This window comes from Xanthomonas sp. CFBP 8151, from assembly GCF_011761885.1.
GTDB lineage: Bacteria > Pseudomonadota > Gammaproteobacteria > Xanthomonadales > Xanthomonadaceae > Xanthomonas > Xanthomonas arboricola_B.
In genome coordinates this window covers 1,353,871-1,378,996 of record NZ_JAASQZ010000002.1, presented here as the reverse complement: position 1 = coordinate 1,378,996, position 25,126 = coordinate 1,353,871, and the positions used below count along the sequence as shown (strand labels likewise).

The following is a 25,126-nucleotide window of genomic DNA, read 5'->3' as shown; positions in this document are numbered from 1 at the left end:
CTCAACGTGACCTGCGCATGGCTAGGGTGAGGCTTCGTTCCTGCCAGGCCAGCTGATGACCACCGCCACCAACCAAACCCGTCTGTTCGCGCTGGGCCTGTTCGCGTTTCTGGGCAGCTTTGCGGCGATCGTGTGGTACCTGATGCGGCCGTACGGTACGGCGTATTTCTTCCCGGTGCACTTTTTGATCGGGGCAGCCTTGCCATTCGGGTTCTATGCGATCGGCGGCACGCGGCTGTGGTTCTGGATCGGGATCGGGGTCACCGCACTGGTGCTGCTGTGGTTCAACTTCTGGGGGCATGACGCCAACGGTGCGGCGCCACGCCTACTCGACTGGACCCACTTTGCCGCTGGTGCGGTGGGTCTGATTGGCGCATGGGCGGTGCAGTTGGTCTATCGCAATGTGCGCCCACCGCATCGCCCGTCTGTTGAGTGAGCGGGGATTGGGATTGCGGATTCATGAAAGCCGGGATGTCGGTGGCGGTCATTCCGCGCCAAGCACCGGCGAGGTGCGGTGCGCGCCCAGTAAGGCGGTGGGCGTGCGTGCGCTGACACGCCTACGCCGACGCATGACCTTGGACCGATAGCTTTGCTGCGGCGCGTTGGGCGACACTCGGGAATTCTTTGATTCCCGCGAGGTCCGCATGTCGTCTTGGCTCAGGCGCAAATCCATCGATCAGGTCACCGTGCACGAGGCCGGCCGGCAACTGGTCCGCAGCCTGAGTTGGCCGCACCTGATCGCGCTGGGTATCGGCGCAATCGTCGGCACCGGCATCTACACGTTGATCGGCGTAGGCGCGGACAAGGCCGGCCCGGCGGTGCTGCTGTCGTTCGTGGCCGCCGGCATTGTATGCGCCTGCGCGGCGCTGGCGTATGCGGAGATGGCCACGATGATGCCGGCCGCCGGCAGCGCCTACACCTACAGCTACACCGCACTCGGCGAGAGCATTGCCTGGGTGGTGGGCTGGAGCCTGGTGCTGGAATACTCGCTGGTGGTCAGTACGGTGGCGGTGGGCTGGTCCGGCTACTTCGTCGGCTTCCTGCAGTGGCTGGGGGTCAACCTGCCGCATGCCCTGGTGGCCGGGCCGCATGCCGGCGGCATCGTCAACCTGCCGGCGGTGGTGATCACCTTCCTGGTGGCCGGCATGCTGATGGCCGGCACCAAGGAAAGCGCCACGCTCAATGCGGTGCTGGTGGTACTGAAGATCGTGGCGCTGGGCGTGTTTGTGGCGATCGCCCTGCCGGCCTTCGACAGCGCCAACCTGCAGCCGTTCATGCCGTATGGCTTCCCCAAGACCGCAGGCCCGGATGGCGTGGAGCGCGGGGTGATGGCGGCGGCGGCGATCATCTTCTTCGCGTTCTATGGCTTCGATGCGATCTCCACCGCAGCCGAAGAGACCAAGAACCCCGGCCGCGATCTGTCGATCGGCATCGTCGGTTCGATGATCGGCTGCACGCTGATCTATGTGCTGGTGGCGTTGTCGGCGGTGGGCGCGATGAGCTTCACCGTGTTCGGCAAGAGCCCCGAGCCGCTGGCGCTGATCATGCGCGAACTCGGCCACGGCAAGGCGGCGTTGGTGATCGGCGCGGTGGCGATCATCGCGCTGCCGACGGTGCTGCTGGCATTCCTGTACGGGCAGAGCCGCATCTTCTTCGTGATGTCGCGCGATGGCCTGTTGCCGCGCGGTTTGTCCAAGGTCAACGCACGCACCGGTACGCCGGTGGCGATCACGTTGTTTACGGCCGTGTTGGTGGCCGCGTTGGCCGGCGTGGCGCGGCTGGATGAAATTGCCGCCTTGGCCAATGCCGGGACGTTGGCGGCGTTCACCGCGGTGGCGGCGTGCCTGCTGGTGCTGCGCGTGCGCGAACCGACGCGTGCGCGGGCTTTCCGTACGCCGCTGGCGTGGGTGGTGGGTCCGGTGGCGATCCTGGGCTGCCTGTACCTGTTCTGGAGCCTGCCGAGCACCACGCAGGGCTGGTTCCTGGTGTGGAACGTGCTGGGTGTGGTGGTGTATGTGGCCTATGGGCGGCGGAATAGCCGCTTGGCGAAGGTTGGGTAGTTCCATCTCCCATCGGGAGAAGGTGGCCCGAAGGGCTGGATGAGGGGCGCCCCAGATATCTTTCAGTGCCATGCATGACGAACGCGTCGCCACGCGCCTTCAAGGTTGAATCGTCGATGGGAAAGTCTTGGCGGTAGCAGTCCCGTGCTGCACGACTGCTTGCGGATGCACGCTGACCACTCCCTTCTCCCATCGGGAGAAGGTGGCCCAAAAGGCCGGATGAGGGTACGGGCGAAGCGTGGTGTTATCCAACTGGGTCAGGGGCTTCGCTCCCTACCCTTACCCCAACCCCCGCTCCGCGCCCCGGCCCACGCACGAGGCGCGGGCGCTCCCAGGCACGCGCGCCAGTGGCGCGCAAGCTGTGCCTTATCGCCCCGCAGGAGAGGGGCTTGAGCACGTGCGCCGGCAACGTCAGGGCTTTCCCTCGCACTCCCCGCAACCCGGGGAGGAGCGTTGGCTCAAGGCGCGACTGCAGGCGTGGCGCAGAACGAGGTCGGGAGTGCGTCTGGTTGGGTGCCCCAGCCCTGGGTCGGCGCCTGCCTGGTCAGCGCGAACGACAGCGTGCCGCCCTGCTGCAACTGGGCCCAATCCAGGAACACCTGCCGCTGCGGCGCGCCGTTCAGATGCACGCTGTCCACGTATTGCAGCGCGCGGCCATCGGCGCCGGGGGCGTCGATGCGCAGGCGCTTGCCGTTGCCCAGGTTTAGCGTCACCCGCTTGAAGCGCGGGGCGTGCAGCAGGAACTGTCCGCTGCCCGGTACCGCCGGATACAGGCCCAGGGCGCTGAACAGGTACCAGGCCGACATCGTGCCGAGGTCGTCGTTGCCGGTGACGCCGTTGGGCGCGTTGGTGAACAGCTGCTGCGCAGCGCGCACCACGGTGGCGGTCTTCCACGGCTGGCCGATCAACGTGTACATCCACGGTGCGTGCAGATCCGGTTCGTTGTTGGGGTTGTAGCGGTACTGGTTGTAATAGCTGTACGGGCCGACCACCCAGTGCGTGCGCGCGGCGTTGAGCGGGTCCTTCAGCAGATCGTCGTAGGCGAAGAAGGCATCCAGGCGTTTGCCGGCCTGCTCGCTGCCGTGCATGGCCTGCAGCATGCCGGGGATGTCCTGCTGCACCAGCCACTGGTATTGCCAGGCGGTACCTTCGTGGAAGCCGTGCTGCGAGCGCGGGCTGTAGCGATCGTCCGAGGGGGCGTACCAGCTGCCATCTTCCAGCCGGGGCCGTGGAAACCCGCTGAAGCCGGTGTCGGTATCGCGCACGTTGGCGTCCCAGACGCTGCGCCAGTTGCCGCCGCGTTTGCGTAGCAACGCGCTGTCGTCGGGGTGGCCGAGCGCCTGCGCCATCTGCGCCAACGCGCAGTCGGCCAGCGCGTACTCCAGCGTGGCCGAGCCGCCGTGGTGCGGGTCCACATCCATGCCCTTGGACGGGAACGCGCGGTCGTATTGCACGAAGCCGTTGGCCAGGTAACTGGCGTTGCCGGAGCGGCCGGCGTGGCGCGAGTTGATCGGCGGTTGCTCGAAGGCGTTCTGGCGTAGCGCTGCGTACGCCTGCGCCTGGTTGTCCTGCAGCGCGCCGAAGCGCCACAGGTCGACCAGGAACGGGGTCACCGGATCGCCGGTCATGATGTTGGTATCGAAGTTGGCATAGCCCCAGCGCGGCAGCCAGCCGCCTTGCTGATGGATCGCCAGCAGCGAGCGACCGATGTCGCGCGCGCGCGTCGGCTGCAGCAACGCCAGCAGCTGGTTCTGCGAGCGATAGGTGTCCCACAGCGAGAAATACTCGTAATAGGTCCAGCCATCGGCGCGGTGGATCGCATCGTCGAAGCCGCGATAGCGGCCATCGACATCGCTGCCGGTCAGCGGCTGCAGCAGGGCGTGATACAGCGCGGTGTAGGCCACGCTGCGGTCGTCGGCGCTGGCGCCATCCAGCTGCAGGCTGGCCAGCTCCTTGCGCCACGCCTGCTGCGCGCGTTGGCGCATCTGCTCCAGGCCCAGCAGCTTGCCGCCGAGCATGCCGTCGGCGCGCAGGTTGTTGCGCGCACCTTCGGCATCCACGTGCGAGATGGCGCTGACCACGGTCACTGCGCGTGCGTTCTTGTTGTTGCCCAGCGGGAAACTGAGCCAGGCGCCATTGGGCTTGAGTTCGCCGCCCATGCCGTGGCGCGCATCGGGCACGCCGCCGTCTTCGCCCCACACGCCGTGCGCGGTGAACGGGCGGTTGAATTCCAGCCGGAACCAGGTGGTGTATTCGTGGCCGCCACAGAAACTGCGCGTGGTCAGTTTGCCTTCGACCACGCGGTCGCCGACCACCTGCAGCTGGCTGCCGATCACCACGTGGCGGTCGTTGGCCTGGCCCAGATTGACCAGCACATGGCCGGTGTCGGCGCCGGGAGCGAAGGTGTAACGCTCGGCCGCGGCGCGGGTGAGCGCGGTGGCTTCGGCGTCGATGCCGCCGTAGTCGGTCAGCCGCACCTTGTAGTAGCCGGCCTGGCCGACTTCGCCGTCATGGGTGTAGCGGGCGGCGTAGCGCTTCTGGTCGAAGGCCTTGGCGTCGCCGGTGTCGAAGTCGCCGCCCGGGCCGATGCGGCCGGTGACCGGCAGCACCGAGACCTGCCCGCCCTGCTCCCAGCAGCCGGCCCCGGACAGGAACGAATGGCCGAAGCCGCGGATGCTGGGGTCGTCGTAGCGCCAGCCGGCGTAGTGCGCGCCGATCGGGCTGACCTGGACCAGGCCGAACGGGGCCGAGGCACCGGGGAAGGTGTTGCCGTCGTCCTTGCTGCCGATGAAGGTGTTGACCTGCGCCGGGTCCTGCGCGGCCAGCGGCGCGGACACCGCCATGCCGAGCAGGCACAGGCCGACGGCAGCGCGGCGCCAGAACGGCAGCGCAGCGCCGCGGAAGACGGAACGGTCGAACGAAACTGCGCAGAGCATGCAAGACACCTCGGGGGAGCGGGCGACCGAAGCCGCAGGTGGAGGATCCCTGCCGAGCGCTGCACCACGCAGCGTTCGGCGTACAACGACCGCGTTCGAACGAGCGGCGGCCCGAGACCGGCCGGCACTCGCGTGCAGTGCCGGCGCCGGCACGGCCACCCGCTGCCGTCTGACGATCTCGCCGGGCATTGGTCGCCTCAGAAATCGAACACGTATTCTGCCGCGATCTCGCGCCCCACCGGACTGAACAGGCGGCTGTTGTAGAACTCGTAATCGAGCTTGTATGGATCCTTGTGGTTGTAGCCGGTGCTGTTGAAGACGTTGTTGACGTAGAGGTTGAGCTTCATCGCCGGAGTGATGCGATAGCCGAGATTGACGTTCCAGGTGATCGCCGGGCCGACGCGGCCGAAGTATTTGCGGGTGCTCTGGCCGAAGGTGGGGCTGGCCGGATCGGTGTCGGTGCAGTTGGCGCGGTCGTCGGGCACGCCGCCATCGGCAAACGGCACGCAACCGCCTGGGTTGTCGAGCCGGTCCAGGCCCCAGTGCGAGCGCACGCCGGGCACCGCGCCGACACGGTCGCCGTAGACGGTGGCGTTCCAGTTGCCGTACAGCCAGCTCACGCTGCCGCGCAGCTTGCTGCGGATGTCGCGGTCGCGACGCTCGGGGTTGGGATCGGTGCGGTAGGTCTGCTCGCGCATCGAGCGCAGGTTGGTGTAATCCAGACCCAGCTGGAAATCGCCGACGCCGGTTTCGAGTTGGTAGCGCGCCGACAGGTCCAGGCCGCGTACGTCGCGCTGGGCCAGGTTGATCGGGCCGCGCTCGATCGCGGTGATGGCGCCGCCTGCATCGCGCTGCACGCGGGCCAGGATCGAGGCGCAGTAATCGGCGCCGCCCGGGTTGGACCAGGCCTGGCCGGGGGTGATGGTCAGCCCGGTGCGGCAGCCGGCCTCGTCGCGCAGGATGGTGGTTTCGTCGATGTCGCGGATCTCGTCTTCCAGATGGATGCTCCAGAAGTCGGCGGTGAACGAGACATGCTCGAACGCGTCCCAGACAAACCCCACCGTCCACGAATTACCCAGTTCCGAGTCCAGGTCCGGGGTGCCGCGGCGATTGATGGCGAACGGATAGGTCACCGCGGTGTTGTCGCCGGTGCAGTTGTTGATCCGGTAGGCGCCGCTGGCGATGCAGCGGTACTGGTCGAGCGTGCGCACCTGCGCCGAGCTGGGTTGGCCGAGCAGGTAGTGCATGTCCGGGGCGCGGAAGCTGGTGGCGTAGCTGCCGCGCAACAGCAGGCTGTCGATCGGACGCCACTGCAGGCCGGCGCTCCAGGTGGATTCCTTCTGGGTGCCGATGTCGAGCAGGTTGGCGTCGTCGCTATAGGCCTTGTAGTCGCCGTAGCGGTCGTAGCGGCCGGCCAGGGTGGCGATCAGCGTGCTGGTCAGCGGCACGCTGAACTCCAGCCCGGCCGAATAGCGGGTGCGCTCGCCACCACCGCGGTCGACGTTCTGCACCTCGTAATCGAGATTGGCGCGTGGATCGGGATTGAGCCGGTAGCCCTGCTGCGCGGCTTCGGCCACGGCGGCGAATTCGATCGGCCCGGCCCAGCCGTCGGCCAGGGTACCGCTGAGGCTGAGCGCGCCCTGGTTGACCCAGGAGGCGGCGCGATTGACCGAGTGCGCGCCGATCTGCGCGTACTGGCCCGGCGTCAGTGGCGTCCACCAGCGCGCGCGGTCCAGCGCATAGGCCGGCAGCCCATCCACGGTGCCCAGCTGCGGGCCGAGGAAATAGGCGTTGGCGCGCTGCCAGTCCACCGTGGAGATGCGCTCCTGCACGCGGTAGTACGAACGGCCCAGTGAGGCCTCCCAATCGAAGCGCCCGTCGGCCAGGGTGCCGCGAAAACCGGCACTGATGTCCCAGGAGCGCTCGCGGTTGCGGTTGCGCAGCCCGGCCTGGCTGCCGACCTCGGCGGCGATGAACTGGCGCACGCCGATCAGTTGCTGGCCGCTGGTCACATCGTAGAACGCCGGGAAATCGAGCCCGGCCGGCAGCTGCACCGCAGGCGGCGAGGTGCCCCACTGCGCTTGGGAATCGAACACCGCCAGGTTGGTCCAGGCCTGCACCCCATTGCCGAACTCCCAGGTGCCGTAGAGATAGCCGGACAGGTCCTTGCTGCCGCTGCGCAGCAGCCAGTTGGCGTAGTCGGCGCTCAGCCCGCACAGCTGGCCGGTATTGCTGGTCACGCCGGTGTTGCGGTTGTAGAGCAGCCGGTCGGCCAGGTAGTACTCGCCGCCGAACTGCTCGCAGGCACCGGGCGGCGGCGCCTGGCGGGTGCCGCTGGCGTTGTCGATCAGGGCGATGCCGCTGCTGGGGCGAAATCCCACCCGGCGCTGCTCGGCGGTCCGGGCGCTGTAGGGCGCATCGCTGGCGTCGTCCATCTGCGGGCGGTCGCGGCCGAACAGCGGGTCGCGGCTGGTGTATTGCAGCGCGTAGGTCACGCTCCAGTTGTCGCCGGTGCGGCCGCCGGCCCAGGACACATCGGCGGTATCGCGGCCGCTCTCGGTGGAGGTGCCGCCGCGCATGCGGAACTGGTCGCCGCTGTAGTTCTGCTTGAGAATCACGTTGACCACGCCGGCGATCGCGTCCGAGCCGTAGATGGCCGAGGCACCGCCGGTGAGCACCTCGACCCGGTCCACCGCGGCGGCCGGGATGTTGCTGTAGTTGGAGACGTTGCTCTGGCCGTTGTACGGCAGCGGGTAGTCGGCCACGCGGCGGCCGTTGACCAGCAACAGGCTACGGTTGGGGCCCAGATTGCGCAGGTTGAGCGGGCTGGCGTTGGGCGTATGCGAGCCCCAGCTGACGTCGGCCTCCACCGTGCCGATGGCCTGGTTGAGGGTGCCGAGCATGTCGTAGACGGTGGTGAAGCCCTGCGCACGGATCTCCTCGGAACCGATGATCTGCACCGGCGCCGGTCCTTCGGCCTGGACGCGCTTGATGCGCGAACCGGTCACGGTGACGGCATCGAGCTGTTGCGGGGCGCTGACCTGCTGGGCCAGTACGGGCAGGGGTGACAGCAATGCGAGCAGCACGGCGCGGGACAGCAGCTGCGGGCGACAACGGCGGTGATCGGTCATTCAAGCGTCTCGTCGAGGACGGTAGTACGACGGAAAGACTTCGTCTTTTCAAACACTTGCGGGGGAATGGGGTACTTGGATCGATCTAAATTCGGTACAGTCGTGTGTCACGGGTTGGCAAAGATTAAGCATTCTCGCCCACCTGCTGCACACCGCGGTGCAGCAAAGTGTGCGGGTTCCGCCAGTTTTTCCGAGGTTTAGGTGTTTTGAATCAATCTGTTGCGAGTGCCCGGGTACTGCGTTTCCGGCGCGTGTCAGCTGCACTGACGGATGAGCCGGCTTGGGGTCAGATTGGGCTGCGTTGCGCGCGGTCGGTTGAGAGAGCTGCGCCTGGGCGTGTTGCGTATCGGTGGGCCGGACCCGCACCCCAACCCCCGCTCCGCGCCCCGGGCCCGCGCTAGCAGCGCGGGCGCTCCCAGGCACGCGCGCCAGTGGCGCGCACGCTGTGCCTTATCGCCCCGGGGGGAGAGGGGCCTGGTCCCCGGGGCTTGGTTCGCCCATAAAAAAGCCCGGTCAGTGACCGGGCTTGGCGACGCTGGCATGGCGGCGGGAGGGGCCGACGCGCCGGTGACGCAGTTGCTTCAGATCCAGCGCATGCCTTCGAACGGGTTCCAGCTGGTGCTGCCCTTCACCTTGTCCAGGTAATAGGAGTAGTTGGCGATCATGCCGGTCAACAACGACAACGGCAGCCACAGCACGTTCTGAAACGCGGCGGGCAGGAACGAGGCCACGATGCTGACCACGATGCTGATGCCGATCAGGCTCAACGCCTTGCGCCACAGGCCGATGATGAAGAAATAGATGACGCCGAAGAAGAAGGCATAGAAGTTCATGCCGACCTTGACCTTCTCGCCAAAGCTCAAGGTCTTCAGTGCGTTCTTGTAACTGGGGTCTTTGGGGCCACCGTGACGGTCGAAGAAATCGAAACGGAACTGCCACTTGGGACTGAGCTGGGTGCGATCGAAGGTGTCCATTCCAAACCATGTAGTTGAAAACGGTTACATGATAGGCGATCGCGTATTCATCGGCACGTTCGCGGGCGCCGGCAAGACGTGAGGGTCAGCCGCCGATCAGCTTCGGCAGTGGCTGCCTGCAGGACGCCGCACGTTATTCGCGCCCGTCGCTGACGCTGGTGCCGCGGCGCGCCCGGCGCAGCGCATACAGCGAGCGGTCGGCGCGATCGACCACCGCCGCCAGCGCCTCGCCATCGTTGCGCAGGGCGGTGCCCAGGGTGAACTGGATCGGCGCGTCGTCGGTGGCGGCCATGTAGTGGCGCGCCAATGCCGCCAGCTGCGGCTGGGTGGGTTGATGCAGCAGCACCAGGAACTCGTCGCCACCCAGACGGACCAGCCGGTCCTGGGTGCGCAGCGGTTGATTGAGGAACCAGGCCATCTGCACCAGTACCTCGTCGCCGCGCTGGTGGCCATGGGTGTCGTTGACCAGTTTGAACTTGTCCAGATCCACCACGATGCAGCCCCAGCGCACGCTGGGGTCGCGCTTGTCGAGCTCGTCCAGGAAGCGGCGGTTGTAGCAGTTGGTGAGCGGGTCGGTGAACGACCATTCCAGCAGCTGTTTCTCCTGCTGGTACTGGTTGGTGATGTCCTGGGCGTGCGCCAGTACGATGGTGGCGTCGGACTCCACGTCCAGCACGTTGCTGTACTGCCAGTGGCGCAGGCTGCCGTCGCTGGCGACCAGCTCGATCACCCCGGCGTCCTGACCGTCGAGCACCATGCGCGACAGATAGCCCTGCAGGGCGGCATGCCGCTCGGGGCGGACGAATTCCAACAACGAGCGGCCTTCCACACCGTCCACGCTGCGGCCCAACGAGCGCGCGGCGGCCGGATTGACGCTGATCAGGCGGCCATCCATGTCGTGGGTGCAGATCAGGCCCAGGCTGTATTGGAACATGTTGCGGAACTTGCGCTCGCTGGCGGCCAGCGCATCCACCGCACGATGGCGGTCGGTGACGTCCTGGATCGCGCCGATCAGGCGGGTGCGTCCGTCCACATGCTCCATCGAGCCGGTGGCGTGCACCCATAGCTGCCGGCCGGTGGCGCTGACCAGCGGCAGTTCCAGATCCCAGGGCGTGCCATCGTGCACGCAGGCCTCGACCGCCTCGGTGATCACCGCGCGCGCATCGAGCGGATAAAAGCCGATTCCCTCGGCCAGGGTCGGCCGGTAGCCCGCCGGCAGATCGTGCAGGCGGCAGGTCTGGTCCGACCAGGTCAGGGTGCCGCTGGCGACGTCCACTTCCCAGCCGCCGACGCCGGCAACCCGGCCGGTGCGTTCCAGGAACGCCTCGCTCTCGCGCAGGCGTTGCTGCAGTTGCGCATTGGCGTCTTCGCGCTCCAGCATCAGCCGGCGCTGCTCCAGGCCTTCGGCGGCAACCCTGGCCAGGTGCTGCAAGGCGGCCAGTTGCGCCGGCTCCAGCGCGCGCGGGCGCTGGTCGATCACGCAGACGGTGCCCATGCGCAACCCGTCGGACAACACGATCGGCGCGCCGGCGTAGTAACGGATCCCCGGCGCCTCGGTGACCAGCGTATTGTCGCAAAAGCGCGGATCGGCCGGCGCATCGCGTACTTCCATCACCGCATCGTTCTGGATGGCGTGGGCGCAGAATGCGAGTTCGCGTGGACTTTCGCCGGCGTCGGGCAAGCCGATATTGGCCTTGCACCATTGACGATGCTCATCCACCAACGACACCAGCGCGATCGGCGTGCCCGCGATCGCCTGCGCGGCGGCCGCCAGCGCATCGAAGAACGGTTCGGTATCGGTATCGACGACCTGCAACAGCGCCAGACGCGACAGCCGCTCGGTCTCGCGGGAGGTGGATGACACAAAGGCGTCGCAGTGGCTCAATGGAATGCTCGCTTGTTCGCCGGGCAATCTGCTCAGTCTAGCGGACCGGACATACCTGCTAACGCAGCGTTGCGTGCGCCATCGCACAGAAGATACGCTGTGCGCGGCCCGCGCGCCACGTGGCGACCGCATGGGCACGGCATGGGCACGGCCTGCGCGAGGCATCCCGCGCGCTGCCGTCAGCGCATGTCTGCACTCGCAGGCAGCTGCGCCAAGCCCTGGCCCACCTGCAGCGCGGCGGCCACATTGCGCGCAGCGATGCGCACGTTGCTGGCGGCGTCGGCCAGTGCCTGCTCCACCGTGCAGGCGCGATGCACCACCGCAAACATCGCGTCGATGCCATGGCCATGCAGCAGCGCGGCGCCGTTGCCCAGGCAACCGGCGATGGCGAGCACCGGCTTGCCGTGCCGCTGCGCCACGCGCGCCACGCCCACCGGGGTCTTGCCGTGCAGGCTCTGGCCGTCCAGACGGCCTTCGCCGGTGATGACCAGATCGGCCTGGGCGACCAACGCATCCAGCCCGAGCGCCTGCGCCACGATCTCCACGCCGGGCCGCAACTGCGCGCCCAGGTACGCCACCAGCGCCGCGCCCAGGCCGCCGGCCGCGCCGCCGCCGGGCAGGTCGTGCAGGCGCACACCCAGGTCGCGTTGCAGCACATCGGCGTAGTGCTGCAGGTTGCTGTCGAGCTGGCGCACCATGCCGGGGGTGGCGCCCTTCTGCGGGCCGAACACCGCCGAGGCGCCGGTCGGGCCGATCAGCGGGTTGTCCACGTCGCAGGCCACTTCGAACTGGCAGTCCTGCAGCCGCACGTCCAGGCCCTGCGTGTCGATGCGGGCCAGCGTCGCCAGCGCGCCGCCGCCAGGGCCGATCGACTCGCCCTGCGCATCCAGCAGCCGCACGCCCAGGGCCTGCGCCAGACCGGCGCCGCCGTCGTTGGTGGCGCTGCCGCCGATGCCGATGACGAAGCGCCGCGCGCCGGCATCCAGCGCGGCCAGGATCAACTCGCCCACGCCCGCAGTGCTGGTGCGCAGCGGCGCGCGCTCGGCCGGCGGCACCAGCGCCAGGCCGCTGGCGGCGGCCATTTCGATCACCGCGGTGCGGCCGTCGCCGGTCAGGCCGAAGAATGCCTGCACCGGGATGCCGAGCGGGCCGCTGACCGTGCAGTCGATCACCCGCCCGTCGGTGGCCGCCACCAGCGCGTCGACCGTGCCTTCGCCGCCATCGGCCACCGGCACCTTGCGGTACTGCCAGTCGGGGAACACCTCGCGGAAGCCGGCCTCGATCTGGGTGGCCACCTCCAGCGCAGACAGGCTTTCCTTGTAGGAATCGGGCGCGATGACGATCTTCATGGGCACACTCGCTGGGACGGATGCATCACTGGTTCACCGCGCGTGCCGGCACCCGCAGCACCAGCGCGGCGCCCAGCAGCATGGCCCCGGCCAGCACGTACAGCGCCAGCTCGGTGCTGTGGGTGGCGTCCTTGATCCAGCCCACCAGGTACGGGCTGACGAAGCCGGCGACCTGGCCGGTGGAGTTGATCAGCGCCAGCCCACCGGCCGCAGCGGCGGCAGTGAGGAAGCCGTTGGTCAGCGGCCAGAACAGCGGCAAGCCACTGACCGCGCCCATCGTGGCCAGGGTCATGCCGAACAGGGCCAGGCCCAGGTTGTCGGTGACGCTGGCGGCGATGCACAGCCCGGCCGCCCCCATCAGCAGCGGCATCACCAGATGCCAGCGGCGCTCGCGGCGGCGGTCGGCCGAGCGGCCCATCAGCACCATGAACACCGCCGCGGCCAGGTACGGAATGGCGCTCATCAGGCCGATCCGCATGGGGTCGGTGACGCCGCTGCCCTGGATGATCGAGGGCAGCCAGAAGTTGATCGCATACACCCCGCTCTGGATGCAAAAGTACACCGTGCCCAGCATCCACACCGCCGGGTTGCGCAGCACCGCGCCCAGCGAGCTGGAGGCACCGGCCGGCTTGCCGGCTTCGTCGGCGGCCAGCGCGCGGGTCAATGCCTGCTTCTCCTGCGTGTCCAGCCAGCTCGCCTGCTGCACGCCATCGCTGAGCAGGAACCACACCCCGATGCCCAGCAACACCGTGGGCAGGCCCTGCAGCAGGAACATCCATTGCCAGCCGGCCAGGCCACCCTGCCCGGCCGAAAAATGGCCGAGGATCCAGCCCGACAACGGCCCGCCCAGCACGCCGGAGATCGGGATGGCCGACATGAAGACGGTCATGACCCGGCCGTGCTGGGCGCGCGGAAACCAGCGCGTCAGGTACAGCACGATGCCGGGGAAGAAGCCGGCCTCGGCCGCGCCGGTGAGCAGGCGCAGGGTGTAGAAACCGGCCGGGGTGCGCACGAACATCAGGCAGGTCGACAGCAGGCCCCAGCTGACCATCATGATCGCCACCCAGCGGCGCGCGCCGATGCGCTGCAGGATCAGGTTGCTCGGCACCCCGCAGGCCAGATAGCCGATGAAGAAGATGCCCGCGCCCAGCCCGTACACGGTTTCGCTCATGCCCAGATCGCCCAGCATCTGCAGCTTGGCGAAGCCGACATTGACCCGGTCCAGGTAATTGAACAGGTAACAGACGAACAGGAACGGGATCAGCCGCCACAGGATCCTGCGGTAGGTCGGGGCCATGCCGTCGGGGGGCGGCAGGGGCCGGGAGGCTTGGGTCATCGCACGCTCCAGCAGTCGGTGGGCCCACCGGCGCACAGTGCCCTGGCACTGGCACCGCACAGGGGTCGGCGCATTCTAGTTGGCGCTTGTTCCAGGAAGCATCGTCAGCCTGCTGCCTGGCTGTGGGCAGGTAAACGCCAGTTTTTGTGCAAATGCCCAAATCCACATCAGGTGTCCCGAGCGTGTGCGAGGCTCGGAATGCTGCAGCAACCATGCTGGTGCAGAGCTGGCCGCCCCGATACAGCGCGGTCACCCGGCCAAGTGACCACCGGGCCGACAGCTAGAGCTGACGCACCACGCCCCCTCCCGATCAGCCAATCCGGCGACGCCGCAGCAGCAACGCGCTTCTACCCCAGCCCTGCACCAACAACCAAGCCAGCGCCCCACCGCCAGGCGCTATGCAGGACCAGCCCCGCACGACAGACCGCCTCGGCCTTGCGAATCCCGAATCCCGACTGCCCAATCCCAGCACTACCTCCCCACTCCCGATTCCCCATTCCCCACCGCATACGCCTGCGCCTGCCCCATCACCCGCAGCAGGTTGCCGCCCCAGATGCCTGCGATCTGCTGTTCGGTGTAACCCTTGCGCAGCAGCCAGGCGGTGATGCGCGGCAGGTCGGAGACATCTTCCAGGCCGACCACGCCACCGCCGCCGTCCCAGTCCATGCCGATGCCGACGTGCTCGGGCCCGACCACCTTGAGCACATGCTCCAGATGGGCGAAGAAATCCTCCTCGGTGGCGCGCTTGATCGGGTAACGCGCATCCAGGTCCTTGAGCGCGGCGCTCAGGGCCGTGCCGTCGGCGATCTTGATGTGCTCCCAGCCGCCGTATTGCTCGGTCAGCGCCTTCTCGGCGGCCTTGCGCTCGGGGCTGGCGCCGCTGTCGACCAGATAGCCGCCGTAGGAATTCACCTGGATCACCCCGCCGTGCCGGGCCAGCACCTTCAGCCGCGCGTCGTCGATATTGCGCGGATGGTCGAAGACCGCACGCGCGCCACTGTGCGAGAGCACGATCGGCACCGGCGACAATGCGATCAGCTGGTCGAACACCGCATCGGAGGCATGCGATTGATCGATCACGATGCCCAGCGCCTGCGCCTGTTGCACCAGTTGCCGGCCGGCCGGGCTCAGGCCCTTCCACTCCGGGCCCTTGGGGTCGGTGGCCGAGTCGGCGAACTCGTTGTTGAGAAAATGCACGGTGCTCATCAGGCGCAGGCCTTGCGCGTAATAGAAGCGCAGCAGGGTGGGGTCGGCCACCAGCGGGCTGGCGTTTTCCATGCTGATGTACACCACGCGCTTGCCATCGGCCTTGATGCGCGCGGCATCGGCGGGCGTGCTGGCGAAGGCGAAGCGCTGCGGTTGCGCGGCCACCAGCGTGTGGATCTTCAACAGCCGCTGCAGGCCGGCATCGCGATCGTCCAGGTGCGCGGCCGCACTGCGATTGCCCTGCCCGGTATAGACCGCCCAGAAGCCCCCATCCAGCGCGCCTTCGACCATGCGCGGGTAATCCACCTGCGACAGCCGGTTGCCGGCATGCGCCTGCAACACGTCGAAGTCGGGGCGCTCCAGGTTGGCCGGCGTGTCCAGATGCGAGTCCAGCGTGACCAGCCGCTGTTGCAGCGCCGTGGCGCGCGCCAGCTCGGCCTTGGAAAACTCCAGCGCGTGGCCGGATGCGGCCACGGCCAGACTGAGCAGGATGGCGGTGCACAGGCGATGCAGGGTCATGGCAGCTCGCAGAAGAATGGGGGGATGCATCGATCATAGCCGCGCTTGCCTCAGCCGCTGCACGATCCGGGGATGTCGCGTGCGTGATCCACTGACCACGCGCCAGCACTCACTTGCGTTCGAAGAACTCGTGATACGCCTTGGATTTGCCTTCCGGCGACTTGCCCACGCCATTGCGGATCAGCGTCTTGCCGTCTGCAGAGAACGTCCAGAACTCGCCGACGATCACGTCGTCGTCCTTCATCTTGAGGATCTGGTAGGTGTCGGCGCCGGTCTTGCTCACCGCGATCTGGTTGAAGCGCGCCTGCTCGTCGAGCGGGCTGGGCTTGCCATCCAGCGTGGTGACGTAATCGACATTGTACGGTGCCTGCGGCCGGGTGGTGTTGATGGAGTGGTATTCGATGCGGTTGTCGGAGAACTGCACGTTGATGGTCAGCCGCATGCCCTTGGGAAACTTGCCGTCGCTCCAGTTGGATTTGGATTCCACCAACGTCCAGGCGCCGTCGTGCGGATCGGCAGCGAATGCGGTGGAGGTAGCAGTTAACGCCGAAACGGCGAACAAGACGGTGGTCAGGAAGGTGCGCATGGGCGATGTCCTTGGATGCAGGGATGTGCTGTGGGTGATGTCGAGATGGCGACGTCAAAAGTCGGTGCGCGATTCCAGGTGCTGCTCGACCTGCGCGCGTGTTGTCCACAAGGTGCGGAACTCGCCTTTGGACAGCAATGGCAGCTGGTCGCTGATGTGCGCCGAGCCAGGTTGGCTGGCATTGCCGTAGCTCATCAGGCCCTTGGCCTTGATGGGCGTGGAAAACTCCACCAGCGAGACCCAGGTTTCGCCGTGCTGCGGCAGGCGTTGGCCATCGGCATTGGGCGGGTTCCAGGTGATCACGTCGAACGCGCCGAGATTGCCGAAGCCGCCGCGGCCAGGCACATCCACATCGCCCAGGTGGAAGCGCGACACCTCGCCGTACGGCCGATCGATGGCGCCATAGGCCTGCCTGGTACTGGCAACGGCCTGCTTGAGTTGACGCAGCGCCAGCGCCGGGTCCTTCAGGCCGCTGGGCGTGGTCAGCGGAGCGTCCAGCGACCACGGCGTGGCATAGCCGGCCTGCGAGAGATAGCGCGCATCGCCGGTGAACAAGCGCGCCCATTGCTCGAACAACAACGCGCCGCGACTGTCGGCTTCGAAGTGGCGGTCCCAGGCCTTAAGCACGTTGACGGCGGCGAGAATATCCGGATCGGTGCTGTCTGCGGCGGCAGCGTACAGCTGTGGCAATGTGCGATCGGCCGCCAGCGCCTGCGCGGTACGCTTGAGCGCAACCAGCTGGTCGAAGTCGATGCTGTCGTGCTCGGCCAGCATCTTCACCGAGTTCTGCGCGCGCAGTGACATTGGTCCCAATGGCGCGACATAGGCCGGAAATGCACTGGGGTCCAGCACCCGCGGCCAGCTCGCCAGCCACGGCGGGTCGTTGGTGTTCTGCACGAAACCGCCGGCCGGGTTGATCACCTTGGGCAGCTCGTCGTAGCTGTGTACCTCGCGCCACAACGTGGCCGCGGTATCGCCCGGTACCAGCCCGCTCCAGTATTTCAGATCGCCCTGCGCATGCCTGGGCAGGATGCCGTTGTCCAGGAACAGCACGTTGCCGGCGTTGTCGGCGTAGACGATGTTGAACATCGGCACCTGCAGTTGCTTGAGCGCGCGCTGGAACTGGGCAAAATTTTGCGCCTTGCCCATGTCCCAGTACTGCTTGAGCATGTCGGGGCGATCCAGGCCGGCCACACGCAGCGCCACGGTGCTGCCGTCGTAACGTTCGAACACCGGGCCGTGCACCGACTGCCGCAGCTGCAAGGTCTGTTCTTTCAGCGCGCCATCGGCCTGGCGGATCTTCAGCGTTCTGGTTTCACGCTTGAACGGCAGCACTTTGCCGTCCAGCAGATAGCCATCGCCCGACAACGTCAGTTTGTAGGTGGTCTGGCCCAGCAGCGTGTTCACCGTGTTGGTGAAACCCAGTTGCTTGTTGAAGCCGAAACGCAGGATCGGCAGGCCCACCTGGGTGGCGCCGTAGAGATCGACGCCGGGGCCGTTGAGATGCGCTTCGTAGTAGGTGAAAAAGCCGCTGCCCCAGGGCAGATGCGGGTTGGCCAGCAGCATGGCGTGGCCGTCGCGGGTCTTGCTCGGCATCAGCGCCCAGGCGTTGGAACCATCGCGGGCCTGGCCGTCCTTGGGCGGCTCACCCAGCACCTTGGCCGGCGAGGCGATGTAGACGTAATTCATCAGCCGGTGCGCGTGCGCCACCACGTCCACGCCGGTGATCGGCAGCACCGCCTTGACCTCTGCATCCAGGGCCTGCGGGTGTGCGGCCGCGTAGTCGTTGATGCCTTGCGCGAATGCGTCCAGGTCGGCCCGAAAGCCCGGGGCCTGTTGTCGGTACCACTGCTGCGCGCGTGGGTAGACATCGTTGCTGGCCAGCCAGCGATCCTGTTCGGCGTACTGCTCGCCCCAGTATTCGGCGGCGCGGCCGCGTGCTTCGCCATAGAGATGCAGCAGCAGATTGCCGTGGCTGTGGGTCTGCGCCCAGCCGAAGCCGTAGAAGGTGCCGGCTTCGGTCCTGGCATAGATATGCGGCACGCCGTAGCGGTCCCACAGGATTTCGCCGCTGTCCTTGCCGGCGCCGGCCAGCGCCGCCAGCGGGGCGCAGAACAATGCGATCAACAGCCCTGCGCAGAGGGAAGCACTGCGCGCATGCGCCCGCATCGAAGAAAGTCGCGGCACTGGATCACTCCTCAAAAGGTGTAGGTCAACTTGGTGTAATAGGACCCGCCGGTGAAGCCGTACGGCACGCTGGTGACGTAGAAACCGCTGCCGGTGCTGGCGACCGCGCCGATGTTCTTCGGGTATTGGTTGAACAGGTTGTTGGCACCCAGCGTCCAGGTGATGCGCTCGGACAGTGCGTAGGACGCTTCCAGATCGGTGATCCATTTGGCCGGCACGTGTTCGTCGTTGGCCGGGTTGTTCTCCAGCACATCGAAGCTGCCGAAGCGGTTGACACGCACGTTGAGCGCGAAGTCGCCGATCACCCAATTGCCGCCCAGCAGCAACTTGCTGCGCGGGGTACGCGACAGATAGCCGCGCGAGGCGCGGTCGAACAGTTCGTAGCCGGCGCCCAGCGAATCCAGCGCGGCCGGGTTGTCGGCGATGCGGGTGATCTCGGTTTTGTTGTAGTTGTAGCCCAGGTTCCAGTTGACCCGGCCCCAGTCGCCGGCCTCCATGCGCCAGGTGGCCACCACGTCCACGCCTTCGGTGCGGGTGTCGATGGCGTTGGTGAAGTACTGCGCGCTGTCGACCCCGGACACGCCGGCGCGGGTCAGCAGGTCGGTGACCGCCGCACCGGTGATGTAGCCGGTCATGCCGATGCGATCGTCCAGATCGATGCGGTAGGCATCCACGGTAAGGCTGAGCGCCCGCGAGGGGTTGTAGGTGAAGCCGATGCTGGCGTTGGTGGATTCCTCCGGCTTCAGCGGCTCGGCGCCCAGTGCCAGCGCGGCGGGGGAATCCACCGGCAGCGTCTTGGCAAGGAACAGCTCGCGATCGCCGTTGTCCAGCGTGCGCCAGCTGCTGTTGGTGGCCGCATACAAGGCCTGCGCCAGGGCGGGCGCGCGGAAGCCGGTGCTGACCGCGCCACGCAGCGCCAAGCTGGGCGTCATGGCCCAGCGCGCGGTGAACTTGCCCACCGCGGTGTCGCCGGCCGAATCGTCGAAGCGCTCGTAGCGCCCGGCCAGGCCCAGCGACACGCTGTCGGCCACGTCCCAGGTCAGGTCGACATAGGCCGCGCCGCTGTTGCGATCCAGGCTGCCGGCCTCGTCGGGCTGGAAGGTGATCGCGCCTTGCGCGCCGGGCGGCGGCGCCTGCCCGGCGCGCGGATGGCTAGCCGGAAACACGTAGTCGCCGGCCGCATACGCCGCCTGCTCGCCGGCCTGGATCTGGTATTTTTCGTAGCGGTACTGTGCCCCCAGCGATACCTGCAGCGGGCGCTCGGCCAGTTGCAGGCCACGGGTGATGTCCAGGCTGGTGGTCCAGTCGGTGGAGGTCAGCTGGCCGAGATAGAACGCGGTGGGGCTGGTCGGCCCCAGGCTGGCGTTGAGCGTGTGCAGGCCGTCGCGTTGTGAGGCGTTGCGGCCGTAGCTGGTGGCCAGGTCCCAGTCCCACTGGCCCCACAGGCCCTTGATGCCGGCAGTGAACTCGTAATCGGTTTCGTCGATGCGCAGGCGCGGGCTGTAACCGTCCGGATAGATCTCCTGCAGGGTGTTGTTGGCGTTGGGATTGCGGAACGACCATTCCAGGTCGCTCAGGCGGCGGCTGTAGGTCGCATAGGAATAACCGCGCAACTCGCCACCCAGGCCGAGTTCGGCGTTGTAGGACAGGTTGGCGCCCTTCTGCCAGGGCTGGCCGAAGTTGCGTGTGATCAGGCGGTCGGCAGTGGCCTCGCGCGGGTCCGGCTGGCCGTTGACCGGGTAGTACAGCCGGTAATCGTCGGCCACCGGCACTGCGCGATTGGAGGTTTGCTGATACCTGGCGTCGGCGGCCAGATAGACGAAGCCGTCGCTGCCTAGTGCCAGGCCCTTGCCGATGCTGGCGCTGCTGCTGTCGCCATCGGCGCGGTCGATGTTCTGGCCCCACAGCAGGTCGGCCTTGCCGCCATCGGCGTCGGATTTGAGGAGGATGTTGATGACGCCGGCGATCGCATCGGAACCGTATTGTGCGGCGGCGCCATCGCGCAGTACCTCGATGTGGTCCACCGCCGAGACCGGGATCAGGCTCATGTCCACCGGCACCGAGCCGCGCCCGACGATGCCGGCGATGTTGATGCTGGCGGTGCGATGACGGCGCTTGCCGTTGACCAGCACCAGGGTGTGATCCGGATTGAGCCCGCGCAGCCCGCCGGTGGCGATCACATACGAGGTGCCATTGCCGGATTTGGCCGGTGCATTGAACGACGGCACCAGATCGTTGAGCGCCGCCAGCAGGCCCGGGCGACCGGTCTTTTCCAGTTCCGCCGCGCCGATCACATCGATCGGGGTGGGACTTTCGGTGACGGTGCGCTGCACGCCGCGCGCGCCGGTGACCACCACCGCATCCAGATTGCCGACGGCGGCATCTGCGGGCGGCGTGGACGCTGCCGGCGTGGCTGCGGGTGCGTCCATTTGTGCGTGGCCCACACCCGGGTGGCCGTGCAACGCGGCCGTCAGCGGCTGCGCCGAGGCCAGCGTGATGCGCTCGCCGTCGTCTTCGACCACGCTCAATCCGGTGCCGGCCAGCAACTGCCGCAATGCCACGCGCGATTCCAGCGTGCCCTGCACGGCCGGCGTGCGTACCTGTTGCAGATATTCGCCCGGTGCCACGATCTGCACGCCGGCCTGCCGGGCAAACTCCGGCAACGCCACCACCGCATTGCTCTCGGGGAGCGAGAAGGTGCGCCCCTGCGCTGACGCTGCCACGGCATGTCCCGCTGCCATCATCGCCACGGCCGTGCCGATGGCCTTGCTCAAACGCCTGCTTGCTGCCTGCATCACTGCTCTCCGCTGGCGCGCGTGCGCCGCTGTCCGGTCGTTGTCACCATTGCTGTGTGGCCCCATGTCTATTGGATGCGTGGCCGTCGCTTTTCCGCCATCGACATCGCTGGTAGTGACGTGCAGCGGGGCACATCACTGCGCGAGTGCGCCGCGCAGGTGGATGCCGCCACGGGTGTGTTCGATCTGCAGGCCCATGCTCAGCGCGACGGAGCGTGCAAAGCCTTCCGGATCGTTGGCCGAGTACAGGCCGACCACGGTGCGCCGCGCCACCGCGGGGTCGTCGATCAGGATGCGGATGTCGTTGTAGCGGGCGAATTCGGCTGCGGCCTGCGCCAGCGTGTCGCCATCGAAGGCGATCATGCCCTCGCGCCAGACCAGCAGCTGCTGCACGCGCCGTGCTGGCAGCGGCTGTACCTGCACCGCCCGCCTCGGGCTGACCATGGCCTGCATGTTGGCTGTCACCCGCTGCGGTGCGCGCTGTTCGGCCTCCACGTCGACGGTACCTTCGCGCACGACCACCTTGACGGCATCGTCCTGCCGCCGGCGCACGCTGAAACTGGTGCCAACCGCGCGCACTTCCGCGCCGGCCGCCATCACCACGAACGGGCGGTGACGGTCCTTGGCCACGTCGAACAAGGCCTCGCCGCGCAGTAACTGGACCTGGCGACGGGCGGCGCTGAACTCCACCACCACCTCCGAGCCGGAGTTCAGCGTGACCGCCGAGCCGTCTGCCAACGGCAGGCGCAACACCTCGCCGATGCGGGTGAGGTGATGGCCGCTGGCGGGCACGCCGTTGTCGGGCACGGCCTGCTGCACTGCCAGCATGCCGGTGGCCGCAGCGACCACACAGGCGGCAAGTGCGGCCAGCCACCTGCCGCGTCGATGCGTGCGCCGCGAACGCGTCGTTTCCGCGCCAAAGCCCTGCCCCAAGGCACGCGCGCGGTCGAAATGCAGGTGCACCGCGTGCGCACGTGCATAGGCGCCGCGATGGCGCACGTCTTCGGCCAGCCAGCGGTCGCGCTGCATGCGCTCGGCCGGCGTCAGCCGGTCGCCGTCTTCGCGGCCCACCCAGGCGGCGGCAATGTCGTCGATGCTGCGCATGCTCAGCTGCCGCGCTGCGGATCGGCCAGGCGCGTGGCCGGCGCAGCCTGGCCCGCAATCGGTGCGGGTGCGGGGGTGCGGCCCATCCGCGCCATCAGCAGCCGCAATCCCTTCACGATGTGTTTTTCCACGGTGTTCTCGCTGATTCCGAGCCGCGCGGCGATCTCGCGCTGCGACAGGCCGTCGACCTTGCGCAGCAGAAACACCTGGCGGCATTTGTCCGGCAGTGCCGCCAGCGCTTCGCCGATGCGGCGCAGCTCCTGACCGGCAATGGCGTGGCGCTCGGGTGAGCGCTCGTCCTGTGTGATGTCCAGGCGCTCGATTTCCGCCACGCTTTCGATCGAAACAATTCTGGCGCGGCGCACCTGCTGCAGCAGCACCGACTGCGCGGCGGTGAACAGATAGGCGCGCGGGTTGGCGATATGGCCCACCTCGCCCAACCCGGCCAGGATGGCGTAGGTCTCCTGGATGACATCGTCGCAATCGACGTTGCCGGGGGCGTGCTTGCGCAGCCAGCGCCGCAGCGCCGGCTCGTGCGGCAGGACCTGCGTCGCCAGCCAGGCGGCGCGCTGGGAATCGATGGCCGGCATCTAGGACGCGGCCGCTGACGTGCCCGCACGTCGAAGTGAGCAAGTCATTGCGTTCTCCGGGGGATTCGAGCGAATGACCTGCTCTTGAAGTCACGATGCGTCAGCGACGCAACTCCGCCATGCCATCTGACGGGTGGTTCGCTGCGATGGCACTACCCGCGCAGCGCGCGCTGCACGTCACCAGCTTGGGCAGCGATTGGTTGCTTTCGCCGACCAGGCCGATCACATCGCGACATCGATCGCGATCGATGCGGATGTTTCCAGCCTGGTGACCGCCGCCGTGCAGATCGCGCCGGACATCGACAATGCCCGGTCAGATGCGGCCAACGAAATGGCTGTTGGCAATGACCTGACTGCTTTGGGTTATGCAGGCGCGCCACGCACCAGAGCGCGCTGCCACGCGAACGGCCACGCCACGGTGATGGGCGGCCCGTGCAGGGCAATGCGGTACCTGGCGGTTTGAGCGTGTGGCATCCGGGCGCGACGATGGGCGCCAATGCGCAAGCCGGGTCCGTCTTCATGGGGCCGGGCGGCTTCGGTACGGGCAACAGTGCCGGCACCACGCAGGTGCGTGGCGATATCGAATTGCGCGAAGGCACCCCGCCTACCCAAGGCGTGTTCGACGGCTACGCCGATGGCGCGACGATGCGCCATCCCAAGTGCGGTGCCGACCTGTGCCAGGCCGTGCCGGAGATCACCGCGCGCCCGGCGGCCTGGTGCTGGGGCGCACCGGAGCCGACAGCAAGCGCTGATCGACAATGCCCAGGCCAGGGATGCCCGCACAGTACAGCACGGCTGCCGGGCGGCTCACACGCCGCCGCATCGGCAATCCAAGGGTCGCAGGCCACGCAAGGGCGCAGCCGCCTGCAGGAATGCATGCGCTGCCCATCGCGACCGTGCTCGCCTGACGCCCGCGTGCGGTGTCAGGCGCGACTCAATCGCCCAGTTCGTCCAGGCGCGCGCGCACGCTCTCGACATCGACGTGCTCGCGCACATGCAGCCACTGCCGCGCCCACACAGCGCGCAGCACGATCCACGCACCGAGCACGCCCAGGCAGGTCGAGCCCAGCGCCAGCAGCAACGGATGCAACGGCGAGCCGCTGCCGGTCTGGAACAGATACATGAAGGCGCCGGCGAACAGCAGCCACATGCCGAACACCGGCCAGTTGCTGGCCAGCAGACTGGCATGGGGCCGCTCGATCTCGCCCAGCAACCGGGTCAGCGCCTTGCGTTCCTCATCGTCCGGTGTCATCGACTGGCCGCTCCACGGGGTGATCGCCGCGCTAGACCACGCGGCAGAAAACAGCCTTCAGATAGCGCGATTCCTGCACGTGCGCCATGAACGGGTGGTCCGGACCGGCACCGGCCACCTTCAGGATCTGGATGGTGCGCCCGGAGAAATACGAGGCGCGCCGCAGCATGTCCAGAAATTCCTGCTCGGCCACCAGCCCGGTGCACGAGAAGGTGGCGAACAGGCCACCGGGCTTGACCACGCCCAGCGCCAGCTTGTTCATGTCCAGGTACTTCTTCAGCGCCGGAATCACCTGCTCGCGGTCGCGGGTCATCTTGGCCGGGTCCAGGATCACCACATCGAACTGCTCGCCGCGGTTGGCCGCATCGCGCAGCCAGGGGAAGATGTCGGCCTGCACGAACTTGGGCCGCACGTTGTTGAGCTTGGCGTTGCCCTTGGCGATGGCGATCACGTCCTCGTCGATGTCCACGCCCAGCACCTCGGACGCGCCGCGCGCAGCCGCATACACCGCAAAGCCGCCGGTGTTGCAGCACAGGTCCAGCACGCTCTTGCCTTGGACCTGCTCGCTCAGCCACTGGCGGTTCTCGCGCTGGTCGGCGAAGAAGCCGGTCTTGTGCGCACCGGCCGGATCGGCGCGGAACTTGATGCCGTATTCGGTGATCACCGACGCGTCGGTGGTGGTGTTGCCGTGGAAGTCGAAGCTTTCCTGCTTTTGCACGTGCTCGTCGGCAAAGCTGTGGAAGCGGCAGCCCGGGAACTGCTCGCGCAGCGCCTCGTAGATCCATTCGCGGTGGCGGAACATGCCGGCGGCGAAGAACTCCACCACCACCAGGTCGCCGTAGCGGTCCACCACCAGGCCGGACAGGCCGTCGCCTTCGCTGTGTACCACGCGCCAGGCATCGGACACCGCGTCGAGCTTGAGCCAGTCGCGGCGCAGACTCACTGCCGCGGCGATCTTGCGCGAGAACCAGCCCGCATCCACCGGCACCGCCTGGTCGGTCTCCAGGATGCGCACGGCGATGCGCGAGTGGCCGTTGTAGAAGCCGCGGCCGACCCACTCCCCGTCCACGCCGACCACATCGACGATGGTGCCGGGTTTGGGCTTGGCGGCGGGCTTTTCCACCAGCTTCTGGAAGATCCACGGGTGGCTGGAGCGCCACGCATTCTTGAGTCGGACGACGGGGACTGGAATATTCATCCGCCCATTGTATCCGGC

The 25,126-nt window shown here is 67.5% G+C and carries 17 protein-coding genes; 3 read left to right on the top strand and 14 right to left on the bottom strand.

The annotated features are described in order from the left end of the window. Positions 1-55: 55 nt before the first annotated feature. Positions 56-436: a hypothetical protein gene (locus FHT08_RS13845; RefSeq protein ID WP_047129789.1), complete on the top strand. Its 381-nt coding sequence runs from the start codon at positions 56-58 to the stop codon at positions 434-436. Between the two features lie 208 nt (positions 437-644). Beyond that, entirely contained in the window at positions 645-2,060 is a 1,416-nt protein-coding gene (locus FHT08_RS13840; RefSeq protein WP_039518183.1) for an amino acid permease, read from the top strand. Positions 2,061-2,518: 458 nt separating this feature from the next. Here the strand turns inward: FHT08_RS13840 and FHT08_RS13835 are convergent, their stop codons facing one another. The 12 genes from FHT08_RS13835 to FHT08_RS13780 all read right to left on the bottom strand — a co-directional run bounded on the left by FHT08_RS13835 (position 2,519) and on the right by FHT08_RS13780 (position 22,658). Further along, a complete protein-coding gene (locus tag FHT08_RS13835; RefSeq protein ID WP_166775389.1) occupies positions 2,519-4,996 on the bottom strand; it encodes a GH92 family glycosyl hydrolase in 2,478 nt (825 codons plus the stop codon). A 197-nt stretch (positions 4,997-5,193) separates the two neighbouring features. After that, positions 5,194-8,127, bottom strand: a complete 2,934-nt coding sequence (locus tag FHT08_RS13830; protein WP_166775388.1) for a TonB-dependent receptor — start codon at positions 8,125-8,127, stop codon at positions 5,194-5,196. A gap of 581 nt (positions 8,128-8,708) precedes the next feature. Beyond that, positions 8,709-9,101 (bottom strand): DUF2628 domain-containing protein, encoded by a 393-nt coding sequence (locus FHT08_RS13825; protein ID WP_166775387.1) that lies wholly within the window; start codon positions 9,099-9,101, stop codon positions 8,709-8,711. 133 nt (positions 9,102-9,234) lie between these two features. Then, complete coding sequence (locus FHT08_RS13820; protein ID WP_104536579.1) at positions 9,235-10,986, bottom strand: diguanylate cyclase; 1,752 nt, start codon at positions 10,984-10,986, stop codon at positions 9,235-9,237. A 179-nt stretch (positions 10,987-11,165) separates the two neighbouring features. Further along, on the bottom strand, positions 11,166-12,335 hold the full coding sequence (locus FHT08_RS13815; protein ID WP_104536580.1) for a glycerate kinase: 1,170 nt from the start codon (positions 12,333-12,335) through the stop codon (positions 11,166-11,168). A 25-nt stretch (positions 12,336-12,360) separates the two neighbouring features. After that, entirely contained in the window at positions 12,361-13,671 is a 1,311-nt protein-coding gene (locus tag FHT08_RS13810) for an MFS transporter (RefSeq protein WP_166775386.1), read from the bottom strand. Between the two features lie 471 nt (positions 13,672-14,142). After that, the gene (locus FHT08_RS13805; protein ID WP_166775385.1) at positions 14,143-15,396 is read right to left on the bottom strand and encodes a dipeptidase; all 1,254 of its coding nucleotides are present in this window, start codon (positions 15,394-15,396) and stop codon (positions 14,143-14,145) included. Between the two features lie 109 nt (positions 15,397-15,505). After that, on the bottom strand, positions 15,506-15,982 hold the full coding sequence (locus tag FHT08_RS13800; RefSeq protein WP_104536583.1) for a hypothetical protein: 477 nt from the start codon (positions 15,980-15,982) through the stop codon (positions 15,506-15,508). Between the two features lie 54 nt (positions 15,983-16,036). Then, positions 16,037-18,169 carry a penicillin acylase family protein gene (locus tag FHT08_RS13795; protein ID WP_343204148.1) on the bottom strand — a complete coding sequence of 711 codons (2,133 nt, stop codon included), beginning with the start codon at positions 18,167-18,169 and terminating at the stop codon, positions 16,037-16,039. 11 nt (positions 18,170-18,180) lie between these two features. After that, on the bottom strand, positions 18,181-20,943 hold the full coding sequence (locus tag FHT08_RS13790) for a TonB-dependent receptor (RefSeq protein ID WP_208408988.1): 2,763 nt from the start codon (positions 20,941-20,943) through the stop codon (positions 18,181-18,183). A gap of 156 nt (positions 20,944-21,099) precedes the next feature. Beyond that, positions 21,100-22,068, bottom strand: coding sequence for a FecR domain-containing protein (locus tag FHT08_RS13785; RefSeq protein WP_166775383.1), 969 nt, complete (start codon positions 22,066-22,068; stop codon positions 21,100-21,102). A gap of 2 nt (positions 22,069-22,070) precedes the next feature. Then, positions 22,071-22,658, bottom strand: coding sequence for a sigma-70 family RNA polymerase sigma factor (locus FHT08_RS13780; protein ID WP_166775382.1), 588 nt, complete (start codon positions 22,656-22,658; stop codon positions 22,071-22,073). A 196-nt stretch (positions 22,659-22,854) separates the two neighbouring features. Here FHT08_RS13780 and FHT08_RS13775 point away from each other — a divergent pair, with 196 nt between their 5' ends. Further along, a complete protein-coding gene (locus tag FHT08_RS13775; protein ID WP_166775381.1) occupies positions 22,855-23,121 on the top strand; it encodes a hypothetical protein in 267 nt (88 codons plus the stop codon). Positions 23,122-23,592: 471 nt separating this feature from the next. Here FHT08_RS13775 and FHT08_RS13765 read toward each other — a convergent pair whose 3' ends face one another. After that, positions 23,593-23,910 carry a hypothetical protein gene (locus FHT08_RS13765; protein ID WP_166775380.1) on the bottom strand — a complete coding sequence of 106 codons (318 nt, stop codon included), beginning with the start codon at positions 23,908-23,910 and terminating at the stop codon, positions 23,593-23,595. A 31-nt stretch (positions 23,911-23,941) separates the two neighbouring features. Then, positions 23,942-25,108: a class I SAM-dependent rRNA methyltransferase gene (locus tag FHT08_RS13760; RefSeq protein WP_104536589.1), complete on the bottom strand. Its 1,167-nt coding sequence runs from the start codon at positions 25,106-25,108 to the stop codon at positions 23,942-23,944. Positions 25,109-25,126 lie beyond the last annotated feature (18 nt).

Bases quoted from the DNA above. Each gene is read 5' to 3' on its own strand.
- FHT08_RS13780 (WP_166775382.1), bottom strand. From the start codon at position 22,658: ATGCCGGCCATCGATTCCCAGCGCGCCGCCTGGCTGGCGACGCAGGTC.
- FHT08_RS13805 (WP_166775385.1), bottom strand. From the start codon at position 15,396: ATGACCCTGCATCGCCTGTGCACCGCCATCCTGCTCAGTCTGGCCGTG.
- FHT08_RS13835 (WP_166775389.1), bottom strand. From the start codon at position 4,996: ATGCTCTGCGCAGTTTCGTTCGACCGTTCCGTCTTCCGCGGCGCTGCG.
- FHT08_RS13840 (WP_039518183.1), top strand. From the start codon at position 645: ATGTCGTCTTGGCTCAGGCGCAAATCCATCGATCAGGTCACCGTGCAC.
- FHT08_RS13765 (WP_166775380.1), bottom strand. From the start codon at position 23,910: ATGACACCGGACGATGAGGAACGCAAGGCGCTGACCCGGTTGCTGGGC.
- FHT08_RS13760 (WP_104536589.1), bottom strand. From the start codon at position 25,108: ATGAATATTCCAGTCCCCGTCGTCCGACTCAAGAATGCGTGGCGCTCC.
- FHT08_RS13830 (WP_166775388.1), bottom strand. From the start codon at position 8,127: ATGACCGATCACCGCCGTTGTCGCCCGCAGCTGCTGTCCCGCGCCGTG.
- FHT08_RS13800 (WP_104536583.1), bottom strand. From the start codon at position 15,982: ATGCGCACCTTCCTGACCACCGTCTTGTTCGCCGTTTCGGCGTTAACT.
- FHT08_RS13825 (WP_166775387.1), bottom strand. From the start codon at position 9,101: ATGGACACCTTCGATCGCACCCAGCTCAGTCCCAAGTGGCAGTTCCGT.
- FHT08_RS13845 (WP_047129789.1), top strand. From the start codon at position 56: ATGACCACCGCCACCAACCAAACCCGTCTGTTCGCGCTGGGCCTGTTC.
- FHT08_RS13785 (WP_166775383.1), bottom strand. From the start codon at position 22,068: ATGCGCAGCATCGACGACATTGCCGCCGCCTGGGTGGGCCGCGAAGAC.
- FHT08_RS13815 (WP_104536580.1), bottom strand. From the start codon at position 12,335: ATGAAGATCGTCATCGCGCCCGATTCCTACAAGGAAAGCCTGTCTGCG.
- FHT08_RS13810 (WP_166775386.1), bottom strand. From the start codon at position 13,671: ATGACCCAAGCCTCCCGGCCCCTGCCGCCCCCCGACGGCATGGCCCCG.